Genomic DNA, 23517 nt, shown 5'->3' with positions numbered 1-23517 from the left:
TTGCCGCCAATGGGCGGGACAGTGGGAAGACGCCGGCTTGCAAAAACACCCGACAGATTTTTTTACATGTTCGATCACGCCTGCGTCGGCGGCGCCACCAGCAGGATTGTGCGGCTGTCGGGCCGCTCCACCTTGAGATGGAAACTGGCCGCAACCGCGCGCGCGAACCCTTCCGGGTCACGAACCCCAAATGCGCCCGTCACGCGCAGCGGCATGGGAAAGGACTCCGCCAGACTGATCTGTGTCCTGTTGTAGCGGTTTATCGCCGCCACCGCCTCCGCAAGTGGCGTCGCATCGAGGGCCAGCATGCCCGACACCCATCGCGCCTCCGCCCTGGATACAGCCTGCTCGGTCATGTGCCCATCCAATGCCATGCTCCGGCCGGGTACGAGCGTCCTTGGCGCTCCGCTGGTATCGGGCCGGTGCAATTCCACCGACCCCTCGAGAACGGTAACCAGGGGATGCCCACCGATCAGGCTGACGTCGAACATCGTCCCATGGGCGACCACCTCACCGCCCGCGACCCGAACGCGGAAGACGCGCCTCTGATCCTCCGCAACCTGGAAACGCGCCCGACCCCGGTCGAGGTTGAGCCGCCGCTCGCCGCCCGACAAATGCACGCGAAGCCGCGAAGCCGTGTCGAGGATGACGGTCGATCCGTCCGCAAGGCCGATCGTCCGGATCTCGCCCACTGCCGTTTCATAGACCGCGGCCTGCGCTGCCGCGGAGATGGCAAAAGGCCCACCCGGCCGCAGGAGACCTACCGACGCCACCCCCAGCAGAATAGCGGCACCAAGACCGGCAGCCGCGACATGCGTCTTTTGCCGCATCCAGAAGGGCGCACGCCCGAGCGATCGGGTCCGCCCAACTTTACGCTCCCTCAGCAGCGTGCCAAGCTGCCAGTCGCGCTTGACGAGGTCATAGGCGATGCCATGGCGGGGATCCGCATCGATCCAGAGCGCAAAATCGCGCTCCAATGCCGGATCGGATTGCCCGGCACGCCGCGCCAGCCATTTTTCGGCAGCTTCATGGATGGATTGGGGAATCTCTGCCCCGCCGGGTTCAGTCATGCGCCCGCAAATGCCTTCCAAGCTGCCTGATCGCCCTGGTCATCTGCTTCTCGACCCCTCGCACGCTCAATCCGGTCCGTTCGGCAATTTCGGCATAGCTATAGCCATCAAGACGGCAAGCCAGAAATATCTCGCGGGTCAACGGCTTCAATCGCAGCACGGCCTCCTCGATCCGGACGAGCCGGTCGCGCGCCTCCAGCGCGGCGACGGGATCCCCGCTGGAAAGCGAATGATCCTCGATCGGGACATGCTGATGCGCACAATGGCGTTCTGCTGCCCTGGCCTCATCGCGCAGCACATTGCGCGCAGCCTGGCGGAGATATGCCCTTGGTGCCCGGATCGCTCCCTCTTCCTGGCCCGACCTCCCGGCCATGCGACTGAAAACCTGCTGTATGACATCTTCCGCCTTGTCATGTCCGGTCCATCGCGAGAGGAAGCGCAGCATTGAGGGCCGCTCCTCCCGATACAGGCTTGCCAGCAAGTCTGGCGAGCAGGTCGCACGATCATGCCCGGGCGGCAGGGGATCGCCCTCATCCAGCGGCAGGCGCGCCATTTCCGAAGCGGGCCGTCTCATGGCCTGCTCCTGCTATTTGTTCCGGCTTGCGATCCCATCCGCCGCTCCCTCGCACAAGACGAGGTTGCGCCGGATAAAACCGGGCGTTGAGCCGCGCTTGAGAACGCGTGTCGATGCCTTTGGCCATAAATGGCTTGGACATAACATCGACCACCCGGCCGCTTCCGCGACGAGTCTATCCTTCCCAAGCGAGGGGCTCAAACCTCGGCGCTTTCCAACGAAAACGCCACGACACATTATCGTAATGTCAAGTCGGTGCAACAGGTTAGAGAAAGATCGAAATCAGCTTTGTTCCACCCTTTCCGCATCGCCTATGGTGGAGATAGGCATCTCTGACACGCCCTAAGTTCATGCGCGAGGACAGACCGGTCGTCCACGTCGAGCATCGGCCAGGGCAGCGGTCCCACTATCGACGCATTTAAGTCCAATCCGGGCCGATCTGGGCCGATCTGGACCATTCCCTTGCAGGCCGCCGAAAAGCGATAGTCATTCATGGCAGCGGATCGCTTGTACATCCCTCGGCGCGGGGCTGGCCCGCGGCCATAGGACATCGTCATGAACAGGCCAACGCCCGATGAAGAACTACAAGACCCGGCATCAACTGTTCCTGCCCGAGGAGATGAGCAGGCGGCTTGAGCTTCTGGCGACAAGTTCGGGTCGGGGACGGTCGGAAATCCTGGTCGATGCCTGTTTCAACCTGCGACAGGCGCCAAGCTCTTTGCCCAGTGGCCGAGGAGCTTGCAAATGATGCCCGAACTTCCACCATTCAAGAAGACGGAGCTTCCAAACCCCGGCATGCTCGAGCTGATCGCCCTGTGCATATACTGCCGGACGTTGCGCCGCACACTCAAAGGCGCAGCGCGCCAGCAAGCCCTCGGTCGAACGATACGGGCGACGGCAGCTAAAGGGGCTTCTCCATGTCGACAAGACGTCGCCTAACCAAGTCACGCGGCCAAGCCGATGCGACAACGCTGCATGGGGCACCGGCGGCTGGCGAAACGCCGACGGCAACTCTCCTAACCCCGCGTGACATCCTGTCGCGGCTGAACATGCACAGCACCGATCCCGCAAAATGGATGCGCCGGACCTTCGTGAAACATGGCGTGCCCTACATCCATGCGTGCGGAAAGATGCGCGCGACAGAGTCACAATATCAGCTGCTGCTGGAGAAGATCACATGCTCTCCTTCCGTACCCGTGGGAAGAACCGGGTTTACCATATTCGAGGAACAATCGCGCTCGGCAACAAACGGATCATCGTCAAGGAGTTCAGTTCAGGAACGAGTGACCGCGATGCTGCGGCGCACTTGATGGCGGAACATGAAACGAAGCTGCGGCACCGGCTGATGTTCGGCCCGGCCGCGATCGTGGCGCAAGGCAAAATAGCCGACGCTTTTGAAAGCTACCTGACGAAGGCAAAGCCCCCCTGCCCGTCCGACATCCTGCGCATCGGCAAGCTCAATGGCCTCATCGGCGACTTCAGCCTGCGCGAGCCCAAGCAGGCCTGGGAGCATTTTCGCCGCGCTTATCTGACCGGCCATGACCCGGCGGGTCAGGATCGCTATCGCGCCGTGTTTCAGGCCGCGATCAACGTCCATCACGACCTGCACGACCTTCCGCCCTTGCGCATCAAGGCGATCCCGTTCGACAATGAACGGGTGCGCTTTCTCAGCAAGGAAGACCGCGACCGGCTGATCGAGGCCTACTCACCGCATATACAGCCGATCATCACCCTGCTCGCCTTCCATGGCCCACGCATCCAGACGGCATTGCAGCTCCCGTGGGGTGTCGAGGGCGTTGATATGGAGCAAGGATCGATCCGGCTTAACCACAGCAAGAATGCCGTCATCCGGTCCGTTCCGATGCATCCCCGCGTCCTGGACGTGCTGCGTCCGATCTGGGAGAAGCGAGGGCAGCCGACAAAGGGGCATGTTTTCCTCAACCGGTTGGGCAAACCCTATTCCGACACCAGCAAGGCGAAGATCCCCGGCGGCAACCCGATCAAGAATCAGCACGCCACCGCCTGCAAGCGCGCAGGGGTAGTGGATTTCACCGTCCATGACTGGCGCCATCATTGGGCGTCCCACTGCGTCATGGCGGGCATAGACCTCATTACCATCATGAACATGGGGGGCTGGAAGTCGCTGCGGATGGTCCAGCGCTATTCCAGCGTCAGCGTGGATCATATGCGCGACTCCATCAACAGGCTGAGCTGAGTACGGCCCCTTCGATGCATGCTGGCTCGATCGACGAAGGCTTTCAATGATCGCCGGAACAAACGCAGGCACCATCTAAGAGCCTTCTCTGATTGGGGCGTCCTGGGTCAAGCAGCTTCCTCGTACTGTCATTCGTGCCCATTCCCATGGATCACTCGCTTCTCTCCGCGGTCAGCGCCTGGCTGCCGCACGATGGGGTCAGGAGAGCGAGATGCCTCAAGCTGTGTCGCGCCCTTCAGGCGAACCTGAGGATCCGGACTCTCAACGAGGTCATCTCGCCCATCGTCCCCATGGGAACGATCGCTACCCGCCCTTCAGACGGAAACTGGTTCGTTTCTCCTCATGCTGCTGTGGGCGCCGGCGCCTTGCTCCAGCGGAACTCGGCCTCGTTGCTCCACATGCGATGAAGGATAACAGCGAGTTTGCGTGCAACGGCGACACGCGCTTTGGCCATGCCTCGGCGCTGTGCCACGCGCATGCCCCACGCCTTTAGTGTCGACCATTTCTGGCAGCGCGTCAGCAGTGTATGCGCCGCCTCATAGAGCGCGGTGCGAGCGAGCTCGTCACCACATCGGCTGATGCGTCCCTGGATATCGGTCTCGCCGGACTGGTAGCGTCGGGGCGTGAGGCCGAGGTGAGCGCCTACGTCGCGGGATCGTCGGAAGCGTTCGGGCTGATCGACCGTCGACCGGGAGGCAAGCGCGGTCAGCGGCCCCACGCCCGGCACCGTCATCAGCCGCCGACATATCGGCTCGACCCGGACCGCATCCAGCACACGCTTCGTCAACTGCTCGATCTGGCGCGCCATCGTGTCAAGGACCGCGAGCAGCGGCTCGACGATATCGGAGATGGCGGCATCAACAGACGCCAGTTCTAGTCCGACCTCCCGCAGCACCGCGCGTACCGCATTCTCGATGTCGCGTTGCTTATTCAACATCGTGCGACGTGCGCCGAGCAACGCCCGCGCAGATCGGCATGGCGCGCTCTTCACATGAACCGCTCGATACCAGCCGGTCCGGATAATCTGTGCCAAGCCACGGGCATCGTTGCGGTCGGTCTTGTTCGGCATTGCGCCCATTGCCGCCTTCGCCGCCCGCGTCTCAATGCATAATGCTGGCAGGCCGGCGCGCGTCAGACCCTGATGAAGCCATGACGACAGCGAGCATGCCTCCAATCCGATCCGCTCGAAGCCCAGGCCGGTCGCCGACAGCGTCTCGATCAGCGCATCGGCCTCACTGGTCGCGCGCAGCTCCCGGATCACCTTTCCCGCCTCATCAACGATGCAGATCGCAGTCTCTTCCAACGATACATCCAGTCCGGCATAATAGCGCATGGTTGCTTCTCCTCATGGTTGTGGCCGCTCGATACGGACCACGTCTTACCAGCTGCGAGGAGCAACCACCCCACCGACTCGGGGCTGAGCCCCAATCACCCCATCTGTTTGAGAATGGTCATGGATGAACGATCCTGCGCAGCATGAGGCTTCCGAGTGCGACGTGGATCATGGCTTCGGAGACGTCGAGGCGCTGTTCATAGTCTCGGACGAGGCGCTTCCATCTGGTCATCCAGCCGAAGGTTCGCTCGACGAGCCAACGTCGGGGGCAGGACCTTGAAGCCCGGCTCCTTATCGGTGCGCCGCACGATCTCGAGGACGAAGTCGCGATAGGCGGCCGCGTCCATGAGGCGGGTGCGGTCATAGGCACCATCGGCGAACAGGTGCTTGAGCCAGGGCCAGCGCTTGCGGATGGCTGCGACGATGGCCTGGGCGCCGGCGCTGTCGGAGATGTCTGCGGTGGTGAGGTTGACCATCAGCAGCCTGCCATCGGTGTCGACTGCGATATGTCGTTTGTGGCCGACGACCTTCTTGCCAGCATCAAAACCCCGCTTTTCCGCCGCTGGCGCCTTGACCGACTGGCTATCAACGACCGCTGCGGTCGGACTGTGCTCCCGGTTCTCGCGCTCGCGGTCGAGCATCAGCGCGACATCGTGGAGCGTGCGGAACAGGAGCCGGCGGACGAACCGCCTGAACCACCAGTAGACCGTTTGCCAGGGCGGGAAGTCGTTCGACAGCATCCGCCAGCCGCCGCCCGTCCGCGCAAGGTAGCGCAGCGCATCGAGAACATCGCGCAGGTCGGTCGTCGGCTTGCGCCCCCGCTTCGGCACCGGCGGAACGAACGGCTGGATGAACAGCCACTCCTCGTCGGTCAGGTCGGTCGGGTAACGCTTCGATCGCTTCTCAAATCCAGCCATTCGGCCACGGCTCGCTCGGGTCCACATCCCGAGCTTGAATCAGACCATCAGCAATCGATCAACCCATTCTCAAACGGGCTCTAAGAGCGGACGTTTCGATTTACGCGTGTTTGTCGGCTCGCAAGGCTGCTTGTAATTCGAAAGGCGCCACCCGCTTCGGTTATATGCAGGGCAAGAATGAAGCGTTCAGGAGACAGTCAGCTCAGCGTTGAGGAACTATCCCCGTTAGGGGATGCACATTATCTTTTCCTTGGTCCTCATTCCCCCGTCAGGATCATGTCAGCGGCCTTTTCAGCCATCATGATGATCGTCGCATTGGGATCGCCGGTGGTTATGCGCGGCATGACCGATCCGTCGACGACCCGCAGCCCGTCGATCCCATGCACCCGCAACCGCTCATCCACCACCGCGAGCGTGTCCTGACCCATGCGGCAGGTTCCGACCGCTTCATAATTGACGTTGCATGTGCTGCGGAAGAAGCCATCGAGGCTGGCGTCGCTCATGCAGGAGGCGCCGGGAGCATATTCCTGGCCCCGAAAACGGGCATAAGCGGGCTGCGCAAAAATCTCCCGCGCTATCCGGATGCCGCAGCGCAACGCGTCGCGATCGCGTTCCTCGGCAAGATAATTCGCATCGATGATCGGTTGGTCCATGGGATCGGCGGAGCGCAGCTTCAGCTCACCCCGGCTTTCCGGCCGGGTGAGGATCACCAGCTTGGTGAAGCCATGTTCCCGCACCGGCCGGCCGCCCATACCCAACAGCATGGGCAGGAAATAATATTTGAGATCGAGTTCGTCATGCCCAGACGCGCCCGATCGCAGATAGGCCACCGCATCGGTCCCGCTGTTGGCCAACGGGCCGCCGCGTGTGATCATGTAGCGCAGGGCGGCGATTGCCATGCGCATCGGGCTGGTCGCGAATTTATAGTCGGAAACAGGCTTGGGACAGCCGATCTGAACCTGCGTGCCGATATGGTCATGGAGATTCTGGCCGACGCCCTTGAGGTCGACGACGGTGCCGATCCCGAGCGGTTTCAGGTGATCGCCCGCGCCGATACCCGATAGCATCAGCAATTGGGCGGACTGGAAAGTGCCGCCGCTGACGATCACCTCGCGGGCGGCACGGACCTGACGCATCTCCCTGCCTCGCCGATATTCGACGCCGACAGCACGCTGGCCGTGCAGTAGCAGGCGGGTAACATGCGCCCGCGTTCGAACGGTGAGATTCCGTCGTCTCCGCACCGGATGCAAATAGGCGACGGCAGTACTCATTCGGCGGCCTTGGCGGATGGTGTGCTCCGACGGACCGAAGCCTTCCGGCGCGGCGCCATTATGATCGTCGCTATAGGGATAGCCCGCCTGCTGCGCCGCCTCGATCCATGCCCGCTGGCCGGGATTGCGGATCTCCGCCCGCGTGACCGGAAGGGGACCGCGGCCGCCATGGAAATGATCATCACCATGGGGGCTGCACTCGGCGCGCTTGAAATAGGGCAGCACCTCTTCATAGGACCAGCCGCTGTTGCCCCGGCTCGCCCAATGGTCGAAAATCTCGGGACTGCCGCGGCTGTAGCACATGCCGTTGATGGAACTGCTTCCACCGAGCACCTTGCCCCGCGCATCGGCTAATATGCGATTGTCGAGATGCTGCTGCGGTGCGGTCTGATAATGCCAGCTTACCATCCCGCCTTGCAGCATCGGAAAGAAACCGGCGGGAATGTGGATCAGGGGGTTGCGATCGCGTCCGCCCGCTTCGAGGAGCAGGACCCGAATGTCCGGATCGGCGGAAAGCCGGTTGGCGAGGACGCATCCCGCCGATCCCGCACCCACGATGATATAGTCAAATTCCGTGCCAGACTGCATGCGGTCGCTCCAAGGGGAGAGGAATGGAAATGCGGGGGAAAGTGCGCGCTACACGGCGTGAGGCAGCAGGGCGACAGCCTTGATCTCTGCGATCGAGCCGGGATGGCCCAGCGCGCTGACACCGATCGCGGTCCAGCAGCAGCTTGCGCCCTCCATGAAAATGGCCTTCGCGGCCATGAAGGCATCCATATGCGCGGGATAGCCGAGGTGAAAGGAGGTGAGATCGACGATATCGCCTGCTCCGCATCCATGCCGGCTCAGCACCTCTCCAAGCGCGGCGAAGGCCAGCTCATATTGGCGAGACGGATCGGGCGGCACGCTCCCGTCCGCCTCCGTCCCGATCTGGCCTGAACAAAAAAGGATGCGGCCAGCGACGCGCGCTTCGCAATAGCCATAGCTGGCTGCGGCATTGGTATCAGACATCTCTTCCCTCTCAGTTTTCATGATTTGCGGGAGCCCGTCGCGAACGACGGCGGCCGGAAGATCATCATAGTCGGGACACAAACACTACACAATGTCTTGTTTAAGATAAAAGTTTGTGCCAGCATGCAAGGAATCAAGAATGATAAACACGATTTGCTACGCAAAATGAGGGGGATTTCATGATATTACGGCATTATTCGCGCATTTTCCTGCTATCTGGCGCAGCATTGAGCGTCACTTGCTGCGCCGCCCAAGCGGCGGAAACGCACGCGGAAAGGCCCATGGTTCAGACCGATTCTCAGCTGGGCACCATCGTCGTGACTGCGCGGCGAACGCGCGAAAATCTTCAGGATACGCCGGTTGCCGTGACGGCGCTGACGGGCGAGATGCTTGACAGGCTCAATATCCGCGATGTCGTCGCGACGTCGCAATTCACCCCCAATCTCGGCATCAGCGCGCAGCCCGCATCGATCACCGCGGCGTCAGTGTTCATTCGCGGCATCGGCAACGCGTCGCCCAGCGCCGTGTCGGAGCAGGGCGTCGGCATCTATCTCGACGGCGTCTATATCGCCCGATCGGCCGGGGCGATTTTCGATCTGGTCGATATGGAGCGCATCGAGGTGCTGCGCGGACCGCAAGGCACGCTGTTCGGCCGCAACAGCGTCGGCGGCGCGATCCAACTCGTCAGCCGCAAGCCCAGTGACAAGGCGGGCTTTGAAGGGAAAGCCGGCTACGGCACGTTCGACGACTGGTTCGCTCGCGCCCGCTTCGACAGCGGCCTGATCGGCGATCTGCCGGTCAAGGCGACCGCATCTTACATGCATCGTCAGAAAAATGGCTATTTCGACAATATTCTGGCGCCGTCGAGCAAGGACCCCGGCGCGCTCAACAGCGATGCCGTCACTGCGGCGCTTCAGGGCGATTTCGGCAAGCTCACCGTCAATTACGGCTTTGACTATAATGTTCGCGAGGGCGTCCCGACTTTCTTCCAGATCGTCAACGCGACTGACGACGTCCGGACCTATTACGGAAATTCGCAGACGTTGGGTGGTTCAGCATTTCAGATCGGGCCGGAAGGACTACGGCAGGGTGAACAGCAACCGGCGCTGGATCTGAACGGCAACCCGACCTTTAGTGTCAAGGCGCGGGTTTACGGCCATGCCCTGACACTCAATTATCAGCTCGTCCCCGCGCTCGCGATCAAGTCGATCACCGCCTATCGCGCCTATCGGCAGGACGGCGCCAACGGCCTGTCTGGCAACGGGCAGTTGCTGGGGTCCACGCTAAGTCCGATCCTCTTCGTCGACGGCACCGTCCTGCCGACCGGGGTGCAGCCCGTGACGCCCTACGACGGCTACACCACGCAGCGTCAGCATCAATTTTCGCAGGAAGTGCAGTTGCTGGGCGAATCCGGAGCGTTCAAATATGTCGGCGGCGCTTTCTATTTTCATGAAAAATCGTCCGAAGCCAATTATCAGCAATTAACCTTCGTGCTTCCCGGCGGAGATACGGGCGTGAACCTCTCCCCGCTACAGGCCTTTCATGGCAAGGCGCGTTCCTATGCCGTCTTCGGCCAGCTCAGCTATTCACCCGGCAGCGATCTGGAACTGACCGGAGGTGCCCGATATACAAGGGACAGGAAATGGCTTACGCTCGCCGGGGATGTGCAGCCCAATCTTGAAGGGCGGGTAAGCTATGACAATTTCTCCTGGCTTGTTTCCGCCAATTACAAGCTGCGCCAGGACTTGATGAGCTATGTCCGCGTATCGAGCGGCTACCGCGCCGGCGGCATCAATCCGTCCGCATCGCAGATCAACACCTTCGCGCCCGAAAAGGCGATATCCTATGAAGCCGGCGTGAAGGCCGAATGGTTCGATCGCCGCCTGCGGACCAACCTGTCGGCCTTCTATGTGGATTATAAGAACCTGCAAATCCCGCAATTTCTGGCGGGCACCGGCGGCGCGACATCTACCATCGCCAATGCGGGCCGGGTCGCCTATCGCGGGGTAGAAGCCGAACTCACCGCCATCCCGGCGCGCGGCCTGACGATCGACGGCTCCATCGGCTACACCGCGCCCAAATATAAGGACTATCTCTACCGCGATCCCGCGACCGATACAGTCATCAACGTCGCGTCGGAAGCGCGCATGTCGCAGACCGCCAGACTGAACACCCATGCCGGCGCGCAATATGACCATGAATTGGACATCGGCACCCTGTCGCTGCGCGCCGACTATTCCTATCGCAGCACCGTCTACTGGTTCACGCTCGACCGGATCAATCCGTTCAACCGCGACATCCGGTCACGCCCGGATCATGTTTTGCGCGCCCGCATCGCGCTCAGCGATATCGCCGTCGGCGGCGGCAAGCTTGACCTGGGTTTGTGGGGCGACAACCTCACCAACGACCGCAACATCGATTTCGGTATCGACTTCGGCGCCCTTGGCTATGGCAGCGCCTCCTTCAAGAAGAAGCGCACTTTCGGCGTGGACGCAAAGCTCAGCTATTGAGGCATTAACGGGACGGGGCCGCGCCCATCGCGGCCCTCCCTCATGCTTCGCAACCGGCAATCAGCAGGTCGACAAGTTGGCGCACATAGGCATCGGACGGCTGGTCCTTGGCAATCACGATCAGGCCCGCGATCGAGGTGAACAGGGTCGAGATCACCATCAGCGTGTTCACGTCCGCGCGGATCTTGCCCTCCAGCTGGGCGGCGTCCAGCGGGGCGACCATCTCCTGCGAGATTGCGCGCCACTGGCGCAACGTTTCCTCATTCACGAAACCGGAGCCGAGATGGGCGATCAAACCATTGATGGCGATTTCGTCAGGCCGCGCCGAAAAGTCGCGAAAGGCGATGGCAATGACATGCAGATGTTCCCGCCAGTCGCGACGCGGCTTTACCTGAAAGGTCGCATTATGCGCTGTCAGCGCTTCGACGATCAACGCTTCACGCGTCGGCCAGCGGGCGTAAAGGGTGGAGCGCGCAATGCCCGCCTGCTCCGCGACGTCCTGCATCGTGAACTCGATCTCGCCGTTCTTGATGAACTGCAAGACGGTGGCGGCCACTGTCTGCCTGACCCTTTCCGTGCGCCCTCCGGGGCGGATGCTGCCGCGCGTCATGCCCCCCTCTTATCGAGCCACGGCCACCCTGTTCAAGAACAAATCGCCCATCGCGTCCGGCGTCTGGAAGGAAGGAAAATCATGGTGAAACGCGGCAAGGATGATGCCTGCCTTCCCCCTGAACCATGGAGGGTGATGGCGGTCCTGTCCGTCATCGGCTTCCTCCTGATCGGGGGGATGCTGACCTCGCTCAGCGTCTACATGGTGCTCATGCAGCCCCATTTCCGCTGGAGCGAAACGGAAATGGGCGCCGGGCCGGTGGCGCTGCTGCTGGGCATGAGCGCCGGCAATCTGCAAGTGAGCCGGGCGATGCGGACGGTCGGCGTGCGCGGGCTGTTCGCCCTCGGCGCCGGGCTGGCGGTATGCGGCTGGATCGCGGCGGGCTTCACCGAGGCATTGCCGTCCTTCATGGCCGCAATGGCGTTGGCGGGCCTTGGGGTTGGCATGGCCACGATAGTCCCCGGCATCGCCGTCCTCTCGCAGAGCTTTCATCGGCATAGGGGCCTCGCCATCGCGCTGTTCATCGGCGCCTGCGCGCTTGCCAGTGCGACCATGCCGATGGTGAGCGGGCGGTTGATCGAGGCCTTGGGCTGGCGAGCAACATTCTGGTTCATCGGTGGGGCGGCAGGGCTGGTCTGCGCGGGGCTTGCCCATGCGCTGCCGCGCACCCTGTGCGAAACCTCCGGTGGAGACGTCGCGCCGGAGCCGGGGCTGACGAGAGAAGAGGTACTTAAAAAGCCCGGCTATTGGCTGCTGGTCTTCGTGCTCACGGTCAGCCAAATGTCCCTCAACGCTATCCTCTTCAACCTGATCGCCTATCTCCGGCACGGCGGCTTCGATCCGGCGGACGCGGTCGCGATCTACAGCATCACCAATTTCATGAGCCTGCCGGGGCTGGTGATCGGCGGTCTGGCGTCCGACCGGATCAGCGCCCGCATCCTCCTGCCTGCCATCCTCGCCTTGCAGGCGGCGGGCACGCTCGCCTTGCTGGGGGTCGGCGGTGCCCCGCTTTGGCAGGGCCGGATCGCGATCGCGCTTTTCATCATGCTTTGGGGCAGCGTCGCCGGTCTGCCCGCACAGGCCGGGGCCATGCTGCTGACTGAAATGATCGGCCAGCGCGCCTATGCCGCGATGCTGGGGATCATCTTCACGATCAACGGCTTTGTCGGCGCGCTGGCGCCCGTCGCGATGGGTTGGGCCTATGAAGCGAGCCGCAGCTATGCCGTGCCGGTCTTCTGCCTTGGCGCGCTGACGCTGCTGGCGAGCTTCGCCGCACTTTTCTGTCGCAACGCCCCCTGCGTCGCATTGACCGAACTTTCCCTGGAGACTGAGTAGATGCCGAACAAAGCCGCCTTCGACCGGGGCGAAGTCCCGATATCCGCCAGCGGCTGGACGAAGCCGCAGGGCATCGCTCCCGGCTGGCCAACGCTGACCGAAGCGATCTCCACCGATGTCACCGTCATCGGCGCTGGCCTGGCCGGGTCGTCTCTCGCCCTGCACCTGGCCGAAGCGGGCCTTTCCGTAGCAGTGCTGGAGGCGCGCCAGCCCGGTTGGGGCGCATCGGGTCGCAATGCCGGTCATGTCCTCCCGATCCTTCGCGACATGGCGGTGTTCCGCCGCTTTCCGGACGGCGGGCGGCGATTTCTGGACCTGTTCCGGGAGCATCGCACCATTCCTTTCGATCTGGCCGCGCGCCATGGGATCGACTGCGATGCCGTCCGCGCCGGCTATATCAACGGGATGAAGACCGGGCGGGCGTTCGCGGGTTTCCTTCGCGAATTTTCCTATCTGGAAGACCATGGCCTGCAAAGGCTGGTCCACCTATCCGGGGACGAGATGCAGGCGCGGACGGGATCGGCGGCCTATCCCTATGGCGTGCTTTTCGAGGATGGCGGGCGCATCAACCCCTATCTCTTCACCAACGGGATGATCGCGGCCGCCGCCCGGCTCGGTGCGCGCATCCATGGGGACAGCGAGGCGCTCGCGCTGGAGCGGGCGGGCGATCGTTGGCGCATCCGCACGCGAGAGGGCAGCGTGCTGGCGGATCGCGTCGTCTTCTGCACCAATGCCTATCCGACGGAGATCGAACCGGCCTTCCGCAAGGCCTTTTATCCGCTGACCGCCTATGCCCTGACCACCAAGCCGCTGCCGGTCGAGGCGCTGGACCATATTCTCCCGGGCGGCGGCACCTTCGCGCAGGCGCCGATCGACCTTAATCCGATGGTCCGCGATCGCCATGGTCGCCTCATCCTCTCCTCGATCCCGCGGGTCGGCCGCGCGCACGACGCGCATTGGCACTTCCAGTCGCAATTGCGCTGGCTTCACCGCGTCTGGCCGGAAACGCGCGGCATGAGAATCGAGATGGAGGATTATTGGACGGGCCGGGTCGCCTTGCGGAAGGCGCAATTTCCCGGCGTGTTCGAACTGGGCCAGGGCCTATTCGGGCTGATGTATTTCAACGCGTGGGGCAATGTGATGGCGCCGCTGATGGGCAAGATCCTCGCAGACGCGCTGGTCCGCGACAACATGGCGGCCCTGCCCTTCCCGGTCGAACGGCCAGAGCCGGTGTTCACCCGCAAATATGACATGCTGATCCGCCACATCCTGATCCCGGCTGCGCGGACCGTGCAGCGATGGGGCTTTCTCTAGCTGATGCCTCTCCCATGCTTATCCGATGATGCGGGCCGCGCGAAAGAGCGTAAGCCAACTGGGGTAGGAACGAGGGCAATATCTCGTCTCAGCGCTGAACGGAGCGTGAGGGGCGGCGCACACTTCCACTTTGGGCGCTGGCAGGCAGCCAAGGTGGTCCGAGGAGCGGTTGGTCTCCAGCGGGCATGGAAGCTTTCGAGAGTCGCATATTCTTAATCCGACATGCAGGAATCGACCGTTGGTGGGCGTCATCGACGGGAAACCTGACTATCCGCAGCTGGGTGCCAGAAATTGGCTCCTGAACGTCTTGGAAGGTCATTCGGCGAAGAACCGGATTTTTGATCGTTTAAAGATCATCGATAACCCGTCCATTTGGACTTTCATTTGCAGATTGTATGAACGTTCACTGGCGTTGGCACAGAAAGTGAACGCTGCCTTCGGACTTCGGGGGCCGAATTATCTTACAGCCTTCCGATTTGAAAGAACGCCAATCAAGCATTTTGCCGAACAAATATAGCAAACGATATATACTATAAGTATTGATCACATATTCTGTATCAATATGAAACATGCCAAGTTGATTATGGTTAAGTCTATTGAAAGATGTATTACTAATAGGTGAATATGCGAATCGCAGAATGATCATATCAATCGGACACGGAAGCGTGGCGGGGGGGGCTATGCGGAGGACGTTTCGTGGTTTGCTGCGATGCTTTGCGGCATGCGCTTCAATATTGGGATCGTTGCCAATTGATAGCGATGCTCAAACGCTGACTGTCACCGCAACGGGACAGATACCCGCCTCTTGCGGTCTGGGGGCAGGTACCAGCTTCAGCAATGCCAATCTCGACGCCAGCGGTTCGTTGAGCGCGACGGCGACGGTCAATTGCAATACGAGATATCTGCTGCGGGCCACGTCCGCCAATGGAGGGCTGAAGAGTGCCGTTGCGGCGCCCTCTGCCAGCTTCTCTAACAAACTCGACTATCAGTTCACCATTTTGGTGCCGCTCGACAATAACGGCGGCACGGTGAGCGGCAACTGCGTCGCGAGCAATCTTACCACGAGTGGTTCGGCTTGCACGCTGTCGCCAGCGGGTGTTGGGCTGTCCTCAGCTAACGGCACATCGACCAGCAAAACTGCAACGCTTGGGATCAGCTGGACGCTGCCGAGCGTCTCGCATCTGGTCGCGGGCAGCTATGCCGACACCATCACATTATCGATCGCAGCGCAGCCATGACCCGCATCATGTGCAGCGCGTGGTCGCAAAGACAGAAGGCGGAACCGGCCAGTCGGTCAGCCGCAGCCTGTGTCGGGAGCGGGGGGAGTTCCGTTCCCTTAACCCTGAAGTGCGAAAGGAACCTTCCATGATGAAGAAATTGCTGATGGGGGCGGTTGCCCTTGCCACCATGCAGGCGGCGCCCGTGCTGGCGCAGACCGGCCAGGCGCAATCGGTTACCATCGATGTGACCGGCACTGTTGGATCGAAATGCTCGACCTTCAGCCTCAACCCGATTTCCTTCTCGACGATCAGCACGAGCAATTCGACCGGCTTCGCCACGGGCGGCGATAGTGCGGCCACCGCAACCGCCAGCGTCTGGTGTAACAAAGCTGGCGCCAAGGTCAGCTTCGAGCATGTCGCAATGAAGGCGAACAATGTGACGCCGCCCAATGCATCCTTCACTGATACCGTTGATTTCACGCCAGCCGTCAAGCTCGGCGCGACAGATATCGCTGCCGCCGGGACCACGGTGGGCATCGTGGCGGATACGTTGAGCGTTACCGCGTCAACCAATGCTACCACCGCGATCCCGGTCGCGGACAGCTATACCGGCACGATCAAGGTCACCTTGACGCCGGGTGCTTGATAGAATGAAGGGTCGCACCAGGGGATCGGGGAACATGCGCAGGTTGACTGCAATCGGTGTCTTGCTTCCCGCCTGCGTCGGAGTGCTTCCGGCGCAGGCTGCTCCTGCTTCCGCGACCGTACAGGTGAAGGGCGTGGTCAAGGGCACATGCGCTTTGCCCTCGACGGCACCGATCACCTTTTCAACCGTCGTGCCCGCCAGTGGCAAGCTCGATCCGGCGCTCGCCAATCTGAGCTGGACAATTTCCGGTCTCTCTTGCAACACTGGTTCGATCATCGCCATCTCGGCGCGGTCGTTGCGGCTCAATGCAGCGCGCAACAGCCTGACGCCGTCGCAGTCGCAGGCGGTGAACTATACCGCCACCGCATCAGGCTGGTCGCCCAATGCGGCGAGGGTGACGACCGGCGATGCCACGTCGCTGGGCACCACCATCCTCTATACCGGGACGGCGCAATCGCAAGCCGCGCCCAAATCGGGGACCATTATCATATCTGTAAGCAACTTCACCCTATCCACGAACAAAGGCAGTTCGGCGAACAGCGCAAAGCCGGTGGATGGCGCCTACAGCGCGACAATCATCCTGAACCTCGCGCCGTCGATCTGATTTTGGGGGAAGGGTCATGAGCATGATGGTTGGGTACAAGATGAAATGGGCGCCACTGGTCGTGGCGACCGCAATGGTATCCGCGATGCCGGTGCAGGCGACCACCGTTTCGCCTGTCGTCGTCGATCTGCAATCGGCGGGACGGGGCGTCGTCGCCAATGTCAGCGTCAACAATACAGGCGCTAGTCCATTGCCGATGGAAGTGCTGGTCCAGCCGCTGAAGGCCGGCGCGGACGGCTTCAGCCCCGCGGGCCCCGATGATGAAAATCTGATCGTGGTGCCGCCCAGCGCAATCATACCGGCAGGCCAGACCCAGACTTTCCGTGTGCAGTGGGCCGGTGATCCGGCGCTTACGGAGAGCCGCCATTATTATGTGGGCTTCAATCAGTTGCCGGTAAAGCTGCCGGAGGGGCAGTCGGCGGTTCAGATTGTATATAATTTCCAGGTGCTGGTGAATGTCGCGTCCCCGGCGGGCAAGCCGGCACTGAGCATCCAGTCGACCTCTATCGGTGAGCATGAGGGCAAGCCTGCGCCCGTCCTGCATGTTCGGAATGACGGCGACGCCTATGGCTACCTCAGCCAGTATCGCATCGCGATCAGCGAGAAGGATGTGGCCAACAAGGAGATTTTCTCCCGCACCATGAGCGGCGCGGAATTTCAGCAACTGGTCGGTTATGGCCTTGTCGCTGCGCACCAGACGCGGACGCTGACCATCCCGATCGAACTGCCCTCGAAGAACGGGCAGGTCACGGCCACCATGCTGGAAGAGCGGCAGAGGTGAGCCGGTGCCGCGGATCGGCGCGCGCAGGCTGCTGCGCAGGACTGCATTGCTTGCCGTGGCGATGGGCCTGAATCGCGAAGCCTGGGGCGCCACGTCAGTGATGCCGCTGCAGCCGGCGCCGAATGCGGTGCCCACTGCCGGGCAGGGGATTGGCCCCGCACTGCCGGCGGTGGAGCGGGGCCGGATCAATCCGACTCGCCGGACGCTGCGCTTCATCGTTCCATTGACCGATGGCCCGACCTATCTGGGCGACGTGGATCTTGCGGTTTCACCCAATGATGACCTGTCGGTTGCGGCGCCCCGCTTCCTGCAATTGCTGGAGCCACTGCTGACCGATGCCGCGCTCGAACCGCTCCGGCAGGCGGCGGCCCGTTCGCCTACCCTCGACGGCACAGTGCTGGGCAAGCAAGGCATCGTGCTGGTCTATGACAGCCAGCGGCTTGCCCTCTATATCGTCATTCCGGTGGGCGCGCGCCGCCCCCGCAACCTGACGCTGCGCGGGGCAAGCGGCGAGCGGGCAGTCACGTTGGAGCCGGCCCATCTGTCGGGCTATGTCAATGTCCGCGCGTCGGCCGATGCGGTTTACAATGAGCCGGCAGCGGGCGTGCTGGCCCCCATAGCCAGCATTGATGGCGCGGTGCGGCTGGGCGGCATGGTGGCCGAGGGCGAGGGCTACGCCTCAGCTCGTGGCGGCGAGCCGGACTTTCGCCGAGTGGAAACGCGTCTGCTTTATGATGATCTGCGTCGCGACATGCGCTGGATCGCGGGCGACCTGCAACCGGCTGCGCGCGCATTCCAGTCTGCGCCTGCGCTGGGCGGCCTGTCGGTCAGCCGTCTCTACAGCGAATTGCAGCCGCAGCGTCAGGTGCGTTCCACCGGCGCGCAGAGCTTCACCATTGCCGCACCTGGCACGGTCGAAATCTTCGTCAACGGCCGATCGGTCGAACGGCGCCGGATGCAGCCGGGCACCTATTCCCTGTCCGATTTCCCGCTGGCGGATGGCGCTAATGATGTGCAACTGGTGATTGAGGATGACACCGGCGCGCGACGCAGCATCAATTTCAGCCTGTTTTCCGACCGCTCCCTGCTGGAGCCGGGGTTAACCGAATTTGCGCTGAACGCGGGGATGCTGTCCCGGCCGACCCGCGCAGGACTGGATTATTCCGGCCATGCAATTGCATCGGGTTTCATTCGCCGTGGGCTGTCGCCGCAATGGACGGCGGGTTTCAATGCGCAGGGCGATGCGCGGACGCAGCAGGCCGGGCTGGAAATGCTCTTCGGGTCGCGTCTCGGCCTGATCGGATTGGACCTCGCGGCGTCACACCGACGCGATGGCCGCAAAGGTGGGGCGGTGGCGGCCACTTACCAAATATTGCAGCAGGGACAGAATGGTTTCCGATCGCAATCGTTGCGCGCTTCGGTCGAATATCGCAGCCGCGACTTTGTCACTGTGTCCGACTATGCGCTGACGCCGCAATCGTCCCGTCACCTGGCTGTGGCCCTGTCATACAACAATGTTTTCGGACGAGATCGTTATTTGGGCGCGGACATGCGCTATACGCGACGGGATTCGACCCGGCCGCAGGATTTGAGCATTCGCGGCCTGTTCGGGGTTGCCCTCACGACCACGACCCGGCTGGATGGACAGGCGGAATATCATCGTTTCGACCGCCGCGATGTCGCGTTGGTACGAATCGGCATCGTCCACCGTTTCGGCCAGCGGGGTCAGACGCGGGCGGAACTGACCTCGCATGGGCAGCTGCAGGCTTCCTGGCAGGATTCGGGTGGACAGGGCGTCGGTGCCTGGTCGCTGTCCGCCGATGCCGATCGTACCGGCATGGGAACCACCGCCAATCTGGGCGCCACCTATCTTGCCAACCGCGCCGAGATCGGCCTCAGCCATGTTGCGGCCTGGCGGGATGGAACAAATGCGCTCGATCAGCGCAGTTCATTGCGCATGGGGACGTCGATCGCCTTTGCTGACGGAGTTTTTGCAGTCGGCCGGCCGATTACTGACAGCTTCCTGATCGGGGTGCCGCACGCCAGCCTGAAGGACAAAGCCCTGCGCCTCGACCCGCAGCGGCAGGGGGAAACCGCGCGATCCGGGCATCTCGGACCGGGGTTGGTCCCGGACCTCAGCCCCTATTCGGACCGGACAGTTACCTATGACGTGCCCGACGCGCCGAGCGGTTATGATCTGGGTCAGGGCAATGTGCAGATTCATGCGCCGCACCGATCGGGTTACCGCATGGTGGTCGGGTCGGATTATCACCTGCTGGTGTTCGGCAAGCTGATCGACACCCATGGCGAGCCGATTTCGCTGCTCGCAGGCAAGGCGATCGACTTGCGCAATCCGAAGAAAGAGCCGCTGACGATCTTCACTGGCCGCAACGGCAAGTTCGGGATGCAGGGCATGCGTCCCGGCAGCTGGCGCATTGAAATGCCGACCGAGCCGCCGACGATATTCGAATTTGATGTGGGCGAGGGCACGAACGACGTGTTTCAGCTTGGCGAGGTCCGGGCGGTGAAAATGGGTGGAGGACGGTAATGAGGGGGACTTGGAGACGCTTGGCAGCCGGAGTGCTGGCGCTGGGTTGGGCGCAGGGTGCAATGGCCTGTAATTCCGGTGCGAGTGTCAGCTTTTCACCGCAGTCACCCAATGTCTCCTGGAGTCCTTTTCCCAATGGGTCACAGCAAACGGCCACCATTACCGTGACTGTTTCCAAAGGCTCTAATAACAACAGCGCAGCTACAGCGCGCGTATTGATCCTCGACACCGACACTGCGACCCCTTTGCGAGTGGGATCGCTAAATGGCTTTCCGGGGCCTATTTACAGCATGATGGGCAGCATTGTATCGCAAGTTGTCAATTCATCGACACCCACGACAGCCAATAGTGTCGTGGTGAATTTCCAAGGTTCTACGGGCACCGCGACGACCACCTTGACAATTGCCGTCAACAGCGCGGTGGAAGATTTCGTCTCTGGTTCATATAGCCAGGCAACGAGCTATTTCGTTCAATGCTACAATAATGGCGGTAATTCCATGGGCGCGGGCGTCACAGGGACTGGTCCGACGTTGAATGTGAGCGTTCCTAATCTGCTGCAAGTAGTCACGGCTGGGCCGCAGACGATCGATTTTGGTAGTTTTACCAGCATCGCACAGAGTCTTGCCATTTCACTCAAGAGCACTGGGGCCATCAATGCCAGCGTTTCCACGCAGAACGGCAATCAGATGATATTGACCGGCGCGCAAAGTCCGGTCCCTGCGAACTCTACCATTCCGTATAATATGACGTTTGACGGGCAAACTGTTCCAGCCGCCGGGATTTCATTAAATAATCTATCGCGCGCCGGTGTCGGCGGTGGGAACAAGTCTTTGGTGCTGACGCTGCCAGCCCTTCCATCGGGGAAACTGGCGGGTACCTATAAGGACGTCATCACACTTACCTTATCGCCTGGCACCTGAACGCCGAGATCCTGGAAATTGTCAGGGGAAGTTGTCTTCACAGCGACAGGGTGAGCGTAAAGCCGTGCTTCAATCTGCTTTTCTCATCAAGGTTAAAGCGGCGCTCCCGCTTATGTTGCTCCCGTGCGGGCTGCGACCATCGCGCATCTCGCAGGCGGGAAACCGGACGGTCCGCTGCTGGGTACCCAAAGTTGGCTTCTGGATGTCGTGAATGGGTCGTTAAAACCCAATCTCGCTTAGGCAGGCGGATGCCTGCCTGACATAGCTGCCGCCGAACAAGCGCGCATGCACGAGGAGCGGCCATAAGCGATATATGGGCTGCCGCTCACGCCACCCTTCTTCAAGACCACAAGCTTCGTAGAATGGGACTGGGGGATTGTCGAACAGGCTGAGCATCGCCAGATCGACTTCCCGGTGGCCATAATAGGCTGCCGGATCGATCAAGCCGGATATGCTGACGTCATTGACCAGGATATTGCCGCCCCACAGATCGCCATGAAGCAGGGCGGCCGGGGGATGATCGGGCAGGAAGTCGCCCAACCGCCGGACCAGTTGCTCAAGGCGATCGCCCAGATGGCGATCAACATGGGGAAGATGACACCGTAACCGGTTGTCGCTCCAGAATTCGACCCAACTGCTTTTCCGACCGTTCGGAATGGCCACGTTGCTGAAGGCATAATCAGAGTCCCAACCATAGGCGCCGGCGGTTGGCAGATGCAGATGATCGAGAATGTCCGCAAGGTTTGCCCATGCATGGGCAAGCCGCCCCGCGACCGGCAGTTCCTCCAGGATCAGCAATTCGGCTTCCGTCGCGAGGATCGTCGGCGTCGGCACGCCCCTTCCGCGCAGCGCCTCCAGCATCGTGGCGTCGACGGCCACCAGCGAGCCGGTCTTCGCGATCGCGGTCCCCTCACCAACCAGGCCAAGCCGGCTGACCGAAGAGAAGCTGCCGCCGGAAATTTGCGTCACGCTTTCGACGCGAGCCCCCAGCAAATGGCCCGCGCGCACGAATATCGACCTCACACAGCGATCCCTTTTTATCTCAGATCAGTGATAGGCGCTTTGGGTTGTCAGGCATAGCGACGACAGATGGCCAAAACCGTGCCAGTACGTCGCCTATTTGCGCCGACATGCCCTTGATCGCCCATTATAAACGCGGCATATTATGGGCGCGGGCAGACCGGGACAGGAGCTTGGTTTGCAATGGACGATATGAGTGAGCAATTTCTTCGCCTCAGGGCGGTGATCCAGAAAACAGGGAAGCCCAAGGCTTCCATCTATCGCGACATCCACCTTGGCACCTTTCCCGCGCCCGAAAAAATAGGCGCCAGGGCGGTGGCCTGGCGCCCGTCGCGGATCATGCGTTGGATGCGGTCTCCGGCCGATTACCAGGACGACTGAAACCAGCCCAGCGCTTCGACCGGCTTCTTGTTCGGGGTCTTGTCCTCAATGACGATAGCCTTCGAAGCGCGCTCGGCCTCCTCGTTGCCGAACTTGCCGTAGACGTTGAGTTCCCTGAGTTCGCGGAGCAGTTCGACGGCCTGCGGCGGCAGCGGGACCAGATGCTCCAACTGCATCTTCATCCGCTCGGCGGGAATGCGCCACAGCGGCTTCGGCCCGCCCAGTCCTTCGAACTCGCTCCATTGGGCATGGCGGGTTTCCTGGGTCCGCACCATCGTGAGAATAGTCCACCGCAAGGCAAGATGGCTAAGCCGTGAGCCGGTGTCAGCGTTCAGCGCGGCAAAGAAGCGCGGCAGTTCCGAGATCGGCACCTTGGAGCGATGCTTGACCCGCGCCCGCTTGCGCATCACCGATCCCAGATCGCGACAGGGATCGGACATGACGCGACCGCTGGGGATGCCATAGCGGAAAATCTCGCTGCAATAGCCCCGGACGCGATGCGCCATTTCGAGCGCCTCGCGATCCTGGATCTTCTGCAAGGCCTCCAGCATCATCTGCGGGATGATCTCCCGGACCTTCTTCTTGCCGATGGTGGGGAAGATATCCGCCTCAAGCCGCCGCTCGATAACGCCGGCATAGCGGGCCGACCATCCTTCCCGCTTCACGGCGAGCCATTCCTCCGCCAGTTGCTGGAAGGTCGTGCTCTCGGCCTTGATCTCATATTTCTGGAGCAGGGGGATATGGGCCGGGTCTTTCCCCTCGGCGAGGAGCGCCTTCATCTCCTCGCGCCATAGCCGCGCGCGGTCGATGCTGACGTCCGGATAAGTGCCGCCCTTGAGCGTCTTCTGCTTGTAATCAAAGCGGTAGGCAAGGCGCCACTCGGTCTTGCCGTTGGGCAGGACGCAGATGTGCAAACCGCCGCCATCGGCTTTCTTGATGGGGCGCTCGGAAGGTAAAATCGATTGAATGAGACTGTTGGTCAGCACCGGTCAGGACTCCTGAAAACGGTGCGTGGGATTTGAAATCTTGTCCCAAAAATCAACAAAAAGACCAACAAATCCCATGCAAACCACCTAAGCGGTTATGATCCCATAGGAGATCATGTTACATGAGATAAAAGCCTGAAAACAGGCATTTTTTTGACGCCCATTTGGAACGTTGTTGGTCCATATGGACCAAAGTTTGGTTGCGGGAGCAGGATTTGAACCTGCGACCTTCAGGTTATGAGCCTGACGAG

Annotated in this window: 21 protein-coding genes and 1 pseudogene; 13 read left to right on the top strand and 9 right to left on the bottom strand. The window is 61.6% G+C overall.

Annotated features, from left to right (window positions below; genetic code table 11):
• Positions 1-74: 74 nt before the first annotated feature.
• Both ACFC3J_RS13715 and ACFC3J_RS13710 read right to left on the bottom strand, forming a co-directional pair.
• Positions 75-1070 carry a FecR domain-containing protein gene (locus ACFC3J_RS13715; RefSeq protein ID WP_375196720.1) on the bottom strand — a complete coding sequence of 332 codons (996 nt, stop codon included), beginning with the start codon at positions 1068-1070 and terminating at the stop codon, positions 75-77.
• Positions 1063-1644: an RNA polymerase sigma factor gene (locus tag ACFC3J_RS13710; RefSeq protein WP_375196719.1), complete on the bottom strand. Its 582-nt coding sequence runs from the start codon at positions 1642-1644 to the stop codon at positions 1063-1065. Before ACFC3J_RS13710 ends, ACFC3J_RS13715 begins: the two co-directional genes overlap by 8 nt.
• A 917-nt stretch (positions 1645-2561) precedes the next feature.
• Between ACFC3J_RS13710 and ACFC3J_RS13705 the strand changes: the two genes are divergently transcribed.
• Complete coding sequence (locus ACFC3J_RS13705; RefSeq protein ID WP_375196718.1) at positions 2562-2954, top strand: hypothetical protein; 393 nt, start codon at positions 2562-2564, stop codon at positions 2952-2954.
• Positions 2954-3859 carry a tyrosine-type recombinase/integrase gene (locus tag ACFC3J_RS13700; RefSeq protein WP_375196717.1) on the top strand — a complete coding sequence of 302 codons (906 nt, stop codon included), beginning with the start codon at positions 2954-2956 and terminating at the stop codon, positions 3857-3859. The genes ACFC3J_RS13705 and ACFC3J_RS13700 overlap by 1 nt, the downstream gene beginning before the upstream one ends.
• Positions 3860-4199: 340 nt before the next feature.
• On the opposite strand, the gene ACFC3J_RS13695 is transcribed toward ACFC3J_RS13700, so the two are convergent.
• From ACFC3J_RS13695 to ACFC3J_RS13680, 4 genes and pseudogenes are all read right to left on the bottom strand, one after another.
• Positions 4200-5192 carry an IS110 family transposase gene (locus ACFC3J_RS13695; RefSeq protein WP_375196716.1) on the bottom strand — a complete coding sequence of 331 codons (993 nt, stop codon included), beginning with the start codon at positions 5190-5192 and terminating at the stop codon, positions 4200-4202.
• Between the two features lie 118 nt (positions 5193-5310).
• Positions 5311-6136, bottom strand: a pseudogene (locus ACFC3J_RS13690) (IS5 family transposase).
• A 230-nt stretch (positions 6137-6366) separates the two neighbouring features.
• Positions 6367-7968 carry a GMC family oxidoreductase gene (locus tag ACFC3J_RS13685; RefSeq protein ID WP_375196715.1) on the bottom strand — a complete coding sequence of 534 codons (1602 nt, stop codon included), beginning with the start codon at positions 7966-7968 and terminating at the stop codon, positions 6367-6369.
• A gap of 48 nt (positions 7969-8016) precedes the next feature.
• Positions 8017-8391 (bottom strand): RidA family protein, encoded by a 375-nt coding sequence (locus tag ACFC3J_RS13680; protein WP_375196714.1) that lies wholly within the window; start codon positions 8389-8391, stop codon positions 8017-8019.
• A gap of 281 nt (positions 8392-8672) precedes the next feature.
• Between ACFC3J_RS13680 and ACFC3J_RS13675 the strand changes: the two genes are divergently transcribed.
• The gene (locus tag ACFC3J_RS13675; protein ID WP_375196713.1) at positions 8673-10901 is read left to right on the top strand and encodes a TonB-dependent receptor; all 2229 of its coding nucleotides are present in this window, start codon (positions 8673-8675) and stop codon (positions 10899-10901) included.
• 40 nt (positions 10902-10941) lie between these two features.
• On the opposite strand, the gene ACFC3J_RS13670 is transcribed toward ACFC3J_RS13675, so the two are convergent.
• Positions 10942-11511: a TetR/AcrR family transcriptional regulator gene (locus tag ACFC3J_RS13670; RefSeq protein ID WP_375196712.1), complete on the bottom strand. Its 570-nt coding sequence runs from the start codon at positions 11509-11511 to the stop codon at positions 10942-10944.
• Positions 11512-11592: 81 nt separating this feature from the next.
• Here ACFC3J_RS13670 and ACFC3J_RS13665 point away from each other — a divergent pair, with 81 nt between their 5' ends.
• The 9 genes from ACFC3J_RS13665 (at position 11593) to ACFC3J_RS13625 (ending at position 20879) form a co-directional block, all read left to right on the top strand.
• Positions 11593-12846 carry a nitrate/nitrite transporter gene (locus tag ACFC3J_RS13665; protein WP_375196711.1) on the top strand — a complete coding sequence of 418 codons (1254 nt, stop codon included), beginning with the start codon at positions 11593-11595 and terminating at the stop codon, positions 12844-12846.
• A complete protein-coding gene (locus tag ACFC3J_RS13660) occupies positions 12847-14160 on the top strand; it encodes an NAD(P)/FAD-dependent oxidoreductase (RefSeq protein WP_375196710.1) in 1314 nt (437 codons plus the stop codon).
• Between the two features lie 241 nt (positions 14161-14401).
• Positions 14402-14677, top strand: a complete 276-nt coding sequence (locus ACFC3J_RS13655) for a hypothetical protein (protein ID WP_375196709.1) — start codon at positions 14402-14404, stop codon at positions 14675-14677.
• A 226-nt stretch (positions 14678-14903) separates the two neighbouring features.
• Positions 14904-15398 carry a hypothetical protein gene (locus ACFC3J_RS13650; RefSeq protein ID WP_375196708.1) on the top strand — a complete coding sequence of 165 codons (495 nt, stop codon included), beginning with the start codon at positions 14904-14906 and terminating at the stop codon, positions 15396-15398.
• Between the two features lie 127 nt (positions 15399-15525).
• On the top strand, positions 15526-16026 hold the full coding sequence (locus ACFC3J_RS13645) for a hypothetical protein (RefSeq protein ID WP_375196707.1): 501 nt from the start codon (positions 15526-15528) through the stop codon (positions 16024-16026).
• A gap of 34 nt (positions 16027-16060) precedes the next feature.
• Positions 16061-16630, top strand: a complete 570-nt coding sequence (locus ACFC3J_RS13640) for a hypothetical protein (RefSeq protein ID WP_375196706.1) — start codon at positions 16061-16063, stop codon at positions 16628-16630.
• Between the two features lie 16 nt (positions 16631-16646).
• Positions 16647-17411 (top strand): molecular chaperone, encoded by a 765-nt coding sequence (locus ACFC3J_RS13635; protein WP_375196705.1) that lies wholly within the window; start codon positions 16647-16649, stop codon positions 17409-17411.
• 4 nt (positions 17412-17415) lie between these two features.
• Positions 17416-19959: a fimbria/pilus outer membrane usher protein gene (locus ACFC3J_RS13630; RefSeq protein ID WP_375196704.1), complete on the top strand. Its 2544-nt coding sequence runs from the start codon at positions 17416-17418 to the stop codon at positions 19957-19959.
• Between the two features lie 20 nt (positions 19960-19979).
• Positions 19980-20879, top strand: coding sequence for a hypothetical protein (locus ACFC3J_RS13625; RefSeq protein WP_375196703.1), 900 nt, complete (start codon positions 19980-19982; stop codon positions 20877-20879).
• 219 nt (positions 20880-21098) lie between these two features.
• Here ACFC3J_RS13625 and ACFC3J_RS13620 read toward each other — a convergent pair whose 3' ends face one another.
• Complete coding sequence (locus ACFC3J_RS13620) at positions 21099-21902, bottom strand: fructosamine kinase family protein (protein ID WP_375196702.1); 804 nt, start codon at positions 21900-21902, stop codon at positions 21099-21101.
• 180 nt (positions 21903-22082) lie between these two features.
• Here ACFC3J_RS13620 and ACFC3J_RS13615 point away from each other — a divergent pair, with 180 nt between their 5' ends.
• A complete protein-coding gene (locus tag ACFC3J_RS13615) occupies positions 22083-22280 on the top strand; it encodes a helix-turn-helix transcriptional regulator (RefSeq protein WP_375196701.1) in 198 nt (65 codons plus the stop codon).
• On the opposite strand, the gene ACFC3J_RS13610 is transcribed toward ACFC3J_RS13615, so the two are convergent.
• Entirely contained in the window at positions 22265-23266 is a 1002-nt protein-coding gene (locus ACFC3J_RS13610; protein ID WP_375196700.1) for a tyrosine-type recombinase/integrase, read from the bottom strand. The two genes, ACFC3J_RS13615 and ACFC3J_RS13610, sit on opposite strands and share 16 nt — an antisense overlap.
• Positions 23267-23517: the final 251 nt, after the last annotated feature.

It is taken from the genome of Sphingobium sp., assembly GCF_041987595.1.
Lineage (GTDB): Bacteria > Pseudomonadota > Alphaproteobacteria > Sphingomonadales > Sphingomonadaceae > Sphingobium.
This window is presented reverse-complemented; position numbering and strand designations above follow the sequence as displayed.

What these genes read in the sequence shown, in the direction of transcription:
- ACFC3J_RS13715 (WP_375196720.1), bottom strand. Translation starts at nt 1,070, where the DNA reads ATGACTGAACCCGGCGGGGCAGAGATTCCCCAATCCATCCATGAAGCT.
- ACFC3J_RS13710 (WP_375196719.1), bottom strand. Translation starts at nt 1,644, where the DNA reads ATGAGACGGCCCGCTTCGGAAATGGCGCGCCTGCCGCTGGATGAGGGC.
- ACFC3J_RS13705 (WP_375196718.1), top strand. Translation starts at nt 2,562, where the DNA reads ATGTCGACAAGACGTCGCCTAACCAAGTCACGCGGCCAAGCCGATGCG.
- ACFC3J_RS13700 (WP_375196717.1), top strand. Translation starts at nt 2,954, where the DNA reads ATGGCGGAACATGAAACGAAGCTGCGGCACCGGCTGATGTTCGGCCCG.
- ACFC3J_RS13695 (WP_375196716.1), bottom strand. Translation starts at nt 5,192, where the DNA reads ATGCGCTATTATGCCGGACTGGATGTATCGTTGGAAGAGACTGCGATC.
- ACFC3J_RS13685 (WP_375196715.1), bottom strand. Translation starts at nt 7,968, where the DNA reads ATGCAGTCTGGCACGGAATTTGACTATATCATCGTGGGTGCGGGATCG.
- ACFC3J_RS13680 (WP_375196714.1), bottom strand. Translation starts at nt 8,391, where the DNA reads ATGTCTGATACCAATGCCGCAGCCAGCTATGGCTATTGCGAAGCGCGC.
- ACFC3J_RS13675 (WP_375196713.1), top strand. Translation starts at nt 8,673, where the DNA reads ATGGTTCAGACCGATTCTCAGCTGGGCACCATCGTCGTGACTGCGCGG.
- ACFC3J_RS13670 (WP_375196712.1), bottom strand. Translation starts at nt 11,511, where the DNA reads ATGACGCGCGGCAGCATCCGCCCCGGAGGGCGCACGGAAAGGGTCAGG.
- ACFC3J_RS13665 (WP_375196711.1), top strand. Translation starts at nt 11,593, where the DNA reads ATGGTGAAACGCGGCAAGGATGATGCCTGCCTTCCCCCTGAACCATGG.
- ACFC3J_RS13660 (WP_375196710.1), top strand. Translation starts at nt 12,847, where the DNA reads ATGCCGAACAAAGCCGCCTTCGACCGGGGCGAAGTCCCGATATCCGCC.
- ACFC3J_RS13645 (WP_375196707.1), top strand. Translation starts at nt 15,526, where the DNA reads ATGATGAAGAAATTGCTGATGGGGGCGGTTGCCCTTGCCACCATGCAG.
- ACFC3J_RS13640 (WP_375196706.1), top strand. Translation starts at nt 16,061, where the DNA reads ATGCGCAGGTTGACTGCAATCGGTGTCTTGCTTCCCGCCTGCGTCGGA.
- ACFC3J_RS13635 (WP_375196705.1), top strand. Translation starts at nt 16,647, where the DNA reads ATGAGCATGATGGTTGGGTACAAGATGAAATGGGCGCCACTGGTCGTG.
- ACFC3J_RS13615 (WP_375196701.1), top strand. Translation starts at nt 22,083, where the DNA reads ATGGACGATATGAGTGAGCAATTTCTTCGCCTCAGGGCGGTGATCCAG.